This window comes from Micromonospora sp. M51 (genome assembly GCF_018070305.1).
Lineage (GTDB): Bacteria > Actinomycetota > Actinomycetes > Mycobacteriales > Micromonosporaceae > Micromonospora > Micromonospora parva.
In genome coordinates this window covers 1-9,937 of sequence record NZ_JAGPXZ010000156.1, presented here as the reverse complement: position 1 = coordinate 9,937, position 9,937 = coordinate 1, and the positions used below count along the sequence as shown (strand labels likewise).

Sequence of the window (9,937 nt, the reverse complement as noted above, 5' to 3'; positions counted from 1 at the left end):
AGGACGCCGTGCACCAGCTCGTCGAGCGTCGGCTGCGGCGCACCGGCTGGCGGATCAACATCGTCGCGTACACCGGTTACGGCGCGCCGGGGTGGGTGCGGGTGATGTGTCGGGTCCTGCTGGGCCGTCCGGACACCCGCCAGCGGGGTCGGCTGGACAAGGTTCGCGGCTGGCGCAGCTTCACCACACTGCCCGCCAAGCACGTCACGGTGACCATCGAGGCCGGCGGGGTGTGCCACGAGACGCGGGCCGACCGCAGCGGCTTCGTCGACACGCTTGTCGAGGCCGACCTGCCGCCCGGTTGGGGCACGGTCCGGCTCAGCGTCCCGGACGCCGAACCGGTCGACGCGCCGGTGCGCATCCTCGACCCGGACGTCAAGTTCGGCATCCTCTCCGACATCGACGACACGGTGATGGTGACCGCGCTGCCCCGACCGCTGCTCGCCGCCTGGAACACGTTCGTGCTCGACGAGCACGCGCGCAACGCCGTGCCCGGCATGGCGGTGCTCTACGAACGGCTGGTCACCGCGCATCCCGGCGCCCCGGTCTTCTACCTCTCCACCGGCGCGTGGAACGTGGCGCCCACGTTGACCCGCTTCCTGTCCCGACACCTCTACCCGGCCGGGCCGCTGCTGCTCACCGACTGGGGGCCGACCGCCGACCGCTGGTTCCGCAGCGGCATGGAACACAAGCGCAGCACCCTGGCCCGGCTGGCCAAGGAGTTCCCCGACGTGCGCTGGCTGCTCGTCGGCGACGACGGCCAGCACGATCAGGAGATCTACCGCGAGTTCGCCGCCGCCCACCCGGAGAACGTCGCCGGGGTGGCGATCCGCCGGCTCTCCCCGACCCAGTCGGTGCTGGCCGGTAGCCTGCCCGCCCCGGCCGGCCGCCCCTCGTCGGGGCCGGTGGGGCAGAAGTGGCTCTCCGCCCCGGACGGCGCCGGCCTGTGGCAGCTGCTGCGCGACGCCGGCCTGGTCTGACCGGCGGGTCGCATCAGCTCTGGCGGAGCCAGATCGCACCCAACGGCGGCACCTGGAGGGCCGCTGACGCGACCATCCCGTGCCACGGCACGTCCTCGGCCCGCACCTCACCCAGGTTGCCCACCCCGGACCCGCCGTAGTGGTGAGCGTCGGTGTTGAGCACCTCGGTCCAGGTGCCACCGGCCGGCAGGCCGATCCGGTAGTCGTGCAGCGGCTGGGCGGAAAAGTTCGCCACGCAGACCAGCGTCGAGCCGTCCGGGGCGATCCGGATGAACGACACGGTGTTGTTGGCGACGTCGTCACCGGCGATCCAGCGGAAGCCGGCCGGTTCGGTGTCCTGTGCCCAGAGCGCCGGGGTGTCCCGGTAGATCCGGTTGAGGTCGCCGACGAGGCGTTGCACGCCGGCGCGGGCCGGGTCGTGCAGCAGGTACCAGTCGAGGCCGCGTTCCTCGCTCCACTCCCGGTCGTCTGCCAGCTCGGAGCCCATGAAGAGCAGTTGCTTGCCGGGGTGCGCCCACATGTACGCCAGCAGCGCCCGCACGTTCGCCAGCCGCTGCCAGGTGTCGCCGGGCATCTTGCCGGCCAGTGAGCCCTTGCCGTGCACCACCTCGTCGTGGCTGATCGGCAGCACGTAGTTCTCGCTCCAGGCGTACGCCAGGGAGAAGGTGAGCTGGTGGTGGTGGTGCTGGCGGTAGATCGGGTCCTTCGAGGTGTAGAGCAGGGTGTCGTGCATCCAGCCCATGTTCCACTTGAACCCGAAGCCGAGCCCGCCCTCGGCGGTGGGTCGGGTGACCCCCGGCCAGGCGGTGGACTCCTCGGCGATCATGACGACGCCGGCGTGGTGCTTGTAGACGGTGGCGTTGACCTCCTGAAGGAAGGCGATGGCCTCCAGGTTCTCCCGGCCGCCGTACTGGTTGGGGGCCCACTCGCCGTGGTTGCGGGAGTAGTCCAGGTAGAGCATCGAGGCGACCGCGTCGACCCGCAGCCCGTCGACGTGGAACTGGTCGCACCAGTAGAGCGCGTTGGCGACCAGGAAGTTGCGGACCTCGTTGCGGCCGAAGTCGAAGACGTACGTGCCCCAGTCGGGGTGCTCGCCGCGCCGCGGGTCGGGGTGCTCGTAGAGCGGGGTGCCGTCGAACCGGGCGAGGGCCCACTCGTCCTTGGGGAAGTGCGCGGGCACCCAGTCCAGCAGGACGCCGATGCCGGCGGCGTGCAGTTGGTCCACCAGGTACCGGAAGTCGTCCGGGTCGCCGAACCGGGAGGTCGGCGCGTAGTAGCCGGTCACCTGGTAACCCCAGGAACCGCCGAACGGGTGCTCCATCACCGGCAGGAACTCCACGTGGGTGAAGCCCAGCTCGGTGACGTACGCGGTGAGCTGCTCGGCCAGCTCGCGGTAGCCCAGGCCGGGCCGCCACGAGCCGAGGTGCACCTCGTAGACGCTCATCGGCTCCTGGTGCGGCTGCCGTTCGGCCCGCCGGGCCAACCAGTCCGCGTCGTTCCACCGGTACGTCGAGTGGTGCACCACCGAGGCGGTGGCCGGTGGCACCTCGGCGTACGCGGCGAGGGGGTCGGCCTTGTCCCGCCACTGCCCGTCGGCGCCGAGCACCCGGTACTTGTAGCGGGCGCCGACGCGGGCGTTGGGCACGAACAGCTCCCACACCCCGGTGGAGCCGAGCGACCGCATCGGCCAGCCGTCGTCCGGGCCCCAGCCGGTGAAGTCGCCGACCACCCGCACGCCGCGAGCGTTGGGCGCCCAGACGCTGAACGCCACGCCCTCATCGAAGACCCGGGCGCCGAGCGCCTCCCACAGCCGCTCGTGCCGGCCCTCGCGGATCAGGTGCAGGTCCAGGTCGCCGAGGGTCGGCGGGTAGCGGTACGGGTCGTCGTGCGCGGTGCCGTCGACCTCCACCCGGTAGTCGAGCACGACGCCGTCGACCTGCGCCTCGAAGACGCCCACGTCGTGGACCCGCTTCATCGGGTGCCGCTCGTCGCCGACGAGCAGCATCACGTCCCCGGCGCCCCGGCGCATGGTGCGGATCGTCGTCGACGAGTCGGCGGGGTGCGCGCCGAGCAACGCGTGCGGGTCGTGCGTCGCGCCGGAGATCAGCTGGTCCATCGGTCGTCCTTCGGGGCGGGAGCGGTCGGCGCGGAACGGGACGGGCGGGTGGCGGCCGCACGGGCCGCCGCCCGGGACGCCAGGGTGGCCGGCGTCGCCGCCACGCTGGCCGGGGGCCCCGGAGCGGCGGTTGGGGCCGATGGCGCGGTGGCGGGGGGCGACGGTTCGGTGGCCGGGGCCACCGGGGCGGTGCCGCCGGACAGGTCGTCCGGCACGTCGGCGACGGTGAGGTCCGCCGGTTCGGCGCCCGCCAGCGGCGGCGCGACCGGCGGGGTCGGGCGACGCACCGTCAACACGTGCGCGGGTTGCAGGTACGGGTCGAGGCGTACCGCGTTGCGTTGACCCCAGTCGTAGCTGGTGCCGGTCAGCTCGTCGTACACCGTGAAGCGCTCGTGCCAGTCGAAGCCGAGCGCCGGCATGTCGAGGGTGGTGTTGCCCCACTGCACCTCGCGCGGGTCGAACGAGCAGATCACGATGACCGTGTTGCCGGTCTCCGGGTCGTGCTTCGACCAGCACAGCAGCGCCGGGTTGTCGATCTCGTGGAACCGCAGGTTGCGCAGCTGGTGCAGGGCCGGGTTGTCCCGGCGTACCCGGTTGAGGGTGGTCAGGAACGGCGCCAGCGAGCGGCCCTGCGCCTCGGCGGCGGCCCAGTCGCGGGGGCGCAGCTCGTACTTCTCGTTGTCCAGGTACTCCTCGGCGCCCGGCCGGGCCACGTGCTCGAACAGCTCGTAACCGGCGTAGAGGCCCCAGGAGGGGGAGAGCAGCGCGGCCAGCACCGCCCGGATCTTGAACATCGGCGGGCCGCCGTGCTGCAACGACTCGTGCAGGATGTCCGGGGTGTTCGGCCAGAAGTTCGGCCGCATGTAGTCGGCCGCCTCGATCAGCTCCTCGCAGTACTCCCGCATCTGCGCGGCCGTCGTGCGCCAGGTGAAATAGGTGTACGACTGGGTGAAGCCGATCTTGCCGAGGCCGTGCATGATCGCCGGCCGGGTGAACGCCTCGGCCAGGAACAGCACGTCCTCATCGACAGTCTTCACCTCGGCGATCAGCCAGTGCCAGAAGTCGAACGGCTTGGTGTGCGGGTTGTCCACCCGGAAGATCCGGATGCCCTCACCGACCCAGTGCAGCACCACCCGCAGCACCTCTGCCCGGATGCCCTCGGGGTCGTTGTCGAAGTTGACCGGGTAGATGTCCTGGTACTTCTTCGGCGGGTTCTCCGCGTACGCGATGCTGCCGTCGGCCCGGGTGGTGAACCACTCCGGGTGCTCGGTGACCCACGGGTGGTCGGGCGCGCACTGCAACGCCAGGTCCATCGCGACCTCCAGGCCCTGTGCGGCAGCCGCCTGGATGAAGGCTCGGAAGTCCGCCGGCGTACCCAGGTCGGGGTGGATCGTGTCGTGGCCGCCCTCGGCGGCGCCGATCGCCCACGGCGAGCCCACGTCGGTCGGGCCGGCGGTGAGCGCGTTGTTGCGGCCCTTGCGGTTGATGCGGCCGATCGGGTGGATCGGCGGCAGGTAGAGCACGTCGAAGCCCATCGCGGCGACACCCGGCAGCCGTTCGGTGGCGGTCGCGAAGGTGCCGGACCGGCCGCCCACCGCCCCTTCGGAGCGGGGGAAGAACTCGTACCAGGCCGAGTAGAGCGCCCGCTTGCGGTCAACCCAGATCGAGTATGCGTCACCGGCGGTGACCAGCTCTCGCACCGGGTGCTCCCAGAGCAGGTCGGCCAGGGCCAGAGCCGGCCCGACCCGCTGCGCCAACGGCAGGTCGGTGTCGACCAGCGCCGTGAGCGCGTCGGCGACCCGGGGCCGGTCGGCGGCCGGGACGAGGCTGCGGGCGGCGGCGAGTACCCGAGCGCCTTCGGCCAGGTCGTTGGCCAGGTCCTCCGGCCCCTGCCCGGCGGCGACCTTCTTGGTCACCGCGTTCTGCCAGGTCAGGTACGGGTCCTGGAACGCCTCGACGGAGAAGGTCCACGAGCCGACGGCGTCGGGGCAGATGGTGGCGTGCCAACGGTCCTGACCCGGCTCGCCGGGGCGCATCCGGGTGAACGGCCGCGGCTCGCCGTCGGGGCCGGCCCACACCACGTTGCAGCCCAGCGCGTCGTGCCCCTCCCGGTAGGCGCGCGCCGACACCGGGACCGGTTCGTCGACCACCGCCTTTGCCGGGTACCGCCCGCAGGAGACGACGGGGGAGACGTCTTCGATCGGGAACCGTCCAGTCACCCCGCCAACCTACTGCGCGAGATCCGTTCGCGCGCGGCCAAGCGTGCCGCTCTGTCCCACACCCGGTGCACGGAAGGTGTCGCGACGATCCGAAGGACGCAAGATCGCGCAAAATCCTGGTTCTAGTGGTGTCGGAGCCTCGGCGATGCCACCAGATCGTGGTTCCAGCGTGATCTTGACGGCGGCGGAACGGGATCACCGAGCCGGAGGTGCCGTAGCCTCCGGCCATGATCAAACGGGTGAAGGTCGCGGTCGTCGGTGTCGGCAACAACACGTCAGCGCTGGTGCAGGGGATCGCGCTGCACCGCCACAACGGCAGCCTGGTGGGTGTCCGCCGGCCGGTCGTCGACGGGATCGCGGTGGGCGACATCGAGTTCGTCGCGGCCTTCGCCACCTCCAAGGAGAAGATCGGCAAGGATCTGACCGAGGCGATCTTCCTGCCGCCCAACAACTTCCCTCGGCTGAACTGCGACCTGCCCAGCTCGGGTGTGCCGGTCACGAAGGGCCTCGTCGACGCGACCGGGGTGGACCGGGTGGCGGCGGCACTGGCCGGGGCGGAGGTGCTGCTCTACTCGGCGCCGAGCGGCCGACCGGAGACCGCCCGGGCGTACGCCGAGGCGGCGCGCATCGCGGGCGTCGCCTTCATCAACACCACCGCCGACCCGATCTCCCGCGATCCGCAGGTGATGAGCCGGTTCGAGGCGGCCGGTCTGCCGCTGCTCGGAGACGACCTGGCCAGCCAGTTCGGCACCTCGGTGGTGCACAACGCGCTGTTGCGGCTGCTGCGCGAACGGGGCCTGACGCTGGTCAGTTCCTATCAGGTCAATCTGGGCGGTACCGAGGACTTCCGCAACCTGGTCGAGAACCCCAACACCAAGAAACAGTCCAAGCTCAACGCCCTGCCGGACGCCGACAAGGTCGAGGTGGCTCCGCTCGGCTACCTGCCGCACCTGCGATCACAGAAGGTGGCGCACCTCAACATCGAGGCGCAGGGCTGGGGTGAGACGACGCTGAGCCTCGACGTGAAACTGAAGGTTGACGACCCGAGTGGCGCGGCCGGGGTCAACATCGACCTGATCCGCATCGCGGCCGTCGCGCTCCGCAACGGGCACGGCGGTCACCCTGAGCAGGCGACGTCGTTGTTCAAGTCCCCACCCGGAACGCCGATCTGACCGGGCGGACGTCGACCGTACGGGTGAGGTCCGCCCAGCCCGGGCGTCAGTGGCGTACGACGGTGAGTCAATGGGCCAATGACAATCCTCGCGATCGTCGTCGGCGGTGGTATCGGCGCCACCCTGCGGTACCTGCTGGGGCTCGGCTTCGCGCCGTCCACGCCACCTGACTTCCCCTGGGTCACCTTCGTGATCAACATGGTGGGCGCGTTCGCGCTCGGCGCCGTGATGACGCTGCTCGCGGCACACCGGCTGCCGGGCCCGTGGGGCAAGCCGTTCCTGTCGACCGGGCTCATCGGCGGGTTCACCACCTGGTCGCACTTCATCGTCGAGAGCGACCAGCTGATCGGGGCGCGGCGCAGCGGAATCGGCATCGTCTACCTGGTCGTGTCCATCGTCCTCGGAGTGCTCGCGGCGGCGCTCGGCGCCCGCCTGGTGGAACTGCGCACCGGGCGTCCGGCCGGAAGGAGCGCCTGATGTGGGTGGGCATCGGGGTGTTCCTGGCCGGCGGGCTCGGAGCGCTGAGCCGCGCCGGCGTCGACGCGTTGGTGAAGCCGTGGTGGAGCAGGCGGGCCACCGGGTCCAGCAAGGCGTTCCCGGCGAGCACCTTCCTGATCAACGTGTCGGGCGCGTTCGTGCTCGGCATCGTCACCGGCTACGCGGTGAAACACACCGCCGGAGGCGCGCAGGACTTCAACGCGATCGTCGGCGTCGGCTTCCTCGGCGCGTACACCACCTTCTCCACCGAGGAGTGGCACACCCTGGGACTGCTGCGCAAGAACGCCGCCGTCGAGGCCTTCAACGTGCTCGGCAGCCTCTGCGCGAGCCTCGTGCTGGCTGCACTCGGCCTGTGGCTCGGCAGCCTGATCTAGCGGGCCAGCACGGAGCGGTAGACCTCCAGGGTCTGCCCGGCGATGGCGTCCCAGGAGAAGTGCTCCACCGCGCGTCTCCGGCCGGCCAGGCCGAACCGTTCGGTGCGCGCCGGGTCCGCCAGCAGAGTGTTGATCGCCGCCGCCAGGTCGGCCACGAAACGGTCCGGGGCCAGGGGCGTGCCGGAGCCGTCGGTGGCCTGCTCGATCGGCACCAGCAGCCCGGTCTCACCGTCGGCCACGACCTCGGGGATACCGCCGGTGGCGGTCGCCACCACCGCCGTCTCGCAGGCCATCGCCTCCAGGTTGACGATGCCCATCGGCTCGTACACCGACGGGCAGGCGAAGACGGTGGCGTGGGTGAGCACCTGGATCACCTCGGGCTTGGGCAGCATCTCGGCCACCCAGACCACCCCGGAACGGTTGGCCCGCAGCTCGGCCACCAACTCCTCGACCTCGGCGGCGATCTCGGCGGTGTCCGGCGCGCCGGCCAGCAGCACCAGTTGGGTGTCCGCCGGCAACTCCCGGGCGGCGCGCAGCAGGTACGGCAGCCCTTTCTGCCGAGTGATCCTTCCCACGTAGACCACGCTCGGCCGGGACGGGTCGATGCCGAGCCGGTCGAGCACGTCGGTGCCGGCGTCCGGGGCGTACTGGATGGTGTCGATGCCGTTGTAGACCACCCGGACCCGGTCGGGGTCGATCTGCGGGTACGCGGTGAGCACGTCGGAGCGCATCCCGCCGCTGACCGCGATGATCGCGTCGGCCGACTCGTACGCCGTGCGCTCGATCCACGAGGAGAGCGCGTAACCGCCGCCGAGTTGCTCGGCCTTCCACGGCCGCAGCGGCTCCAGGCTGTGCGCGGTCACCACGTGCGGCACCCCGTGCAGCAGCTTCGCGGTGTGACCGGCCAGGTTCGCGTACCAGGTGTGGCTGTGCACCACGTCGGTGCCGGCCGTGCCGGCGGCCATCTCCAGGTCCACGCCCATGGTGCGCAGCGCGGCGTTCGCGCCGGTCAGGCCGGGCGGTTCGGGGTACGCGGTGACGCCCGGCTCGGTGCGCGGCAGGCCGAAGCAGTGCACCCGCACGTCGGTGCGGCGGCGCAACTCCCGGGCCAGGTACTCGACGTGCACGCCCGCGCCGCCGTAGACCTCCGGTGGGTACTCGCGGGTGAGCAGATCGACGCGCGGCGGGGTGGGTTCCGTCATGACCCCGCACCCTAGTGCAGAAGACTCCCCGTACGAGTGGTGAAGTGGGGCGAGGGTGGATAGCGTCGGGGCATGGCTGCCAAGGTGCTCGCGATCGTCCTGGCGGGTGGGGAGGGCAAGCGCCTGATGCCACTCACCACGGACCGGGCCAAGCCGGCCGTCCCGTTCGGCGGGATGTACCGCATGGTCGACTTCGTCCTCTCCAACCTGGCCAACGCCGGCTATCTCAAGATCGTCGTGCTGACCCAGTACAAGTCCCACTCCCTCGACCGGCACATCACCAAGACCTGGCGGATGTCCACGCTGCTCGGCAACTACGTCACCCCGGTGCCCGCGCAGCAACGTCGCGGCCCGTGGTGGTTCGCCGGCTCGGCCGACGCCATCTACCAGAGCTTCAACCTCATCAACGACGAGCAGCCCGACTACGTGATCGTCTTCGGCGCCGACCACATCTACCGGATGGACCCGCGGCAGATGGTGGAGGACCACATCGCCTCCGGCGCGGCGGTGACCGTCGCCGGCATCCGCCAGCCGCTGTCGATGGCCGACCAGTTCGGCGTCATCGAGGTCGGCGAGGACGGCAAGCGGATCCGCGCGTTCCGCGAGAAGCCCACCGACGCGGTCGGCCTGCCCGACGCGCCGGACGAGATCTACGCCTCGATGGGCAACTACGTCTTCACCACCCGGGCCCTCTGCGAGGCGGTCGAGCGCGACGCCGAAGACAAGACCAGCAAGCACGACATGGGCGGCAGCATCATCCCGATGCTCGTCGAGCGCGGCGAGGCCAACGTCTACGACTTCCGCGACAACGAGGTGCCGGGCAGCACCGACCGCGACCGCGGCTACTGGCGGGACGTGGGAACGCTCGACTCGTTCTACGACGCGCACATGGATCTGATCAACGTGCACCCCGTCTTCAACATGTACAACTTCGACTGGCCGATCTACACCGAGCAGCCGCCGTGGCCGCCGGCGAAGTTCGTCCACCAGTGGGGTGAACGGGTCGGCCGGGCGGTCGGCTCGATGGTCTCCCCGGGTGTGGTGATCTCCGGCTCGCTGGTGGAGAACTCGATCGTCTCGCCGAAGGTGCGGGTGCACTCCTGGGCGCACGTCGAGGGCTCGGTGCTGATGGAGGGTGTGGAGATCGGCCGGCACGCGGTGATCCGACGGGCCATCCTGGACAAGAACGTGTTCGTCCCGGAGGGCGTCGAGATCGGCGTCGACCTGGAGAAGGACCGGCAGCGCTACACCGTCTCCGACAACGGCATCGTGGTGATCGGCTAGGGCCAGACGGTCGTGCCGTGAGCGTCCCGCTCTTCCCGAGGAGGATCCCGCAGTGACCCACCCCCGGGCCGGCCAGCCCGCCGAGCCCGCCG

The 9,937-nt window shown here is 70.9% G+C and carries 8 protein-coding genes; 5 read left to right on the top strand and 3 right to left on the bottom strand.

What is annotated here, in order from left to right:
* Positions 1-980: App1 family protein (locus KBX53_RS11380; protein WP_210859038.1), on the top strand; the 980-nt coding region annotated here is incomplete at its 5' end.
* A 13-nt stretch (positions 981-993) separates the two neighbouring features.
* On the opposite strand, the gene glgB is transcribed toward KBX53_RS11380, so the two are convergent.
* Both glgB and KBX53_RS11370 read right to left on the bottom strand, forming a co-directional pair.
* Positions 994-3,096: a 1,4-alpha-glucan branching protein GlgB gene (glgB, locus tag KBX53_RS11375; RefSeq protein ID WP_210859037.1), complete on the bottom strand. Its 2,103-nt coding sequence runs from the start codon at positions 3,094-3,096 to the stop codon at positions 994-996.
* The gene (locus KBX53_RS11370; RefSeq protein WP_210859035.1) at positions 3,084-5,315 is read right to left on the bottom strand and encodes an alpha-1,4-glucan--maltose-1-phosphate maltosyltransferase; all 2,232 of its coding nucleotides are present in this window, start codon (positions 5,313-5,315) and stop codon (positions 3,084-3,086) included. The genes glgB and KBX53_RS11370 overlap by 13 nt, the downstream gene beginning before the upstream one ends.
* Before the next feature lie 227 nt (positions 5,316-5,542).
* Between KBX53_RS11370 and KBX53_RS11365 the strand changes: the two genes are divergently transcribed.
* From KBX53_RS11365 to KBX53_RS11355, 3 genes are all read left to right on the top strand, one after another.
* Positions 5,543-6,487 carry an inositol-3-phosphate synthase gene (locus KBX53_RS11365; RefSeq protein WP_210859033.1) on the top strand — a complete coding sequence of 315 codons (945 nt, stop codon included), beginning with the start codon at positions 5,543-5,545 and terminating at the stop codon, positions 6,485-6,487.
* A 78-nt stretch (positions 6,488-6,565) separates the two neighbouring features.
* Positions 6,566-6,964, top strand: a complete 399-nt coding sequence (locus KBX53_RS11360; protein ID WP_210859031.1) for a CrcB family protein — start codon at positions 6,566-6,568, stop codon at positions 6,962-6,964.
* A complete protein-coding gene (locus tag KBX53_RS11355) occupies positions 6,964-7,359 on the top strand; it encodes a CrcB family protein (protein ID WP_210859029.1) in 396 nt (131 codons plus the stop codon). The genes KBX53_RS11360 and KBX53_RS11355 overlap by 1 nt, the downstream gene beginning before the upstream one ends.
* Here the strand turns inward: KBX53_RS11355 and glgA are convergent.
* The gene (glgA, locus tag KBX53_RS11350; protein WP_210859028.1) at positions 7,356-8,561 is read right to left on the bottom strand and encodes a glycogen synthase; all 1,206 of its coding nucleotides are present in this window, start codon (positions 8,559-8,561) and stop codon (positions 7,356-7,358) included. The two genes, KBX53_RS11355 and glgA, sit on opposite strands and share 4 nt — an antisense overlap.
* Positions 8,562-8,633: 72 nt before the next feature.
* On the opposite strand from glgA, the gene glgC reads away from it, so the two are divergent.
* Positions 8,634-9,845 carry a glucose-1-phosphate adenylyltransferase gene (glgC, locus tag KBX53_RS11345; protein WP_210859026.1) on the top strand — a complete coding sequence of 404 codons (1,212 nt, stop codon included), beginning with the start codon at positions 8,634-8,636 and terminating at the stop codon, positions 9,843-9,845.
* Positions 9,846-9,937 lie beyond the last annotated feature (92 nt).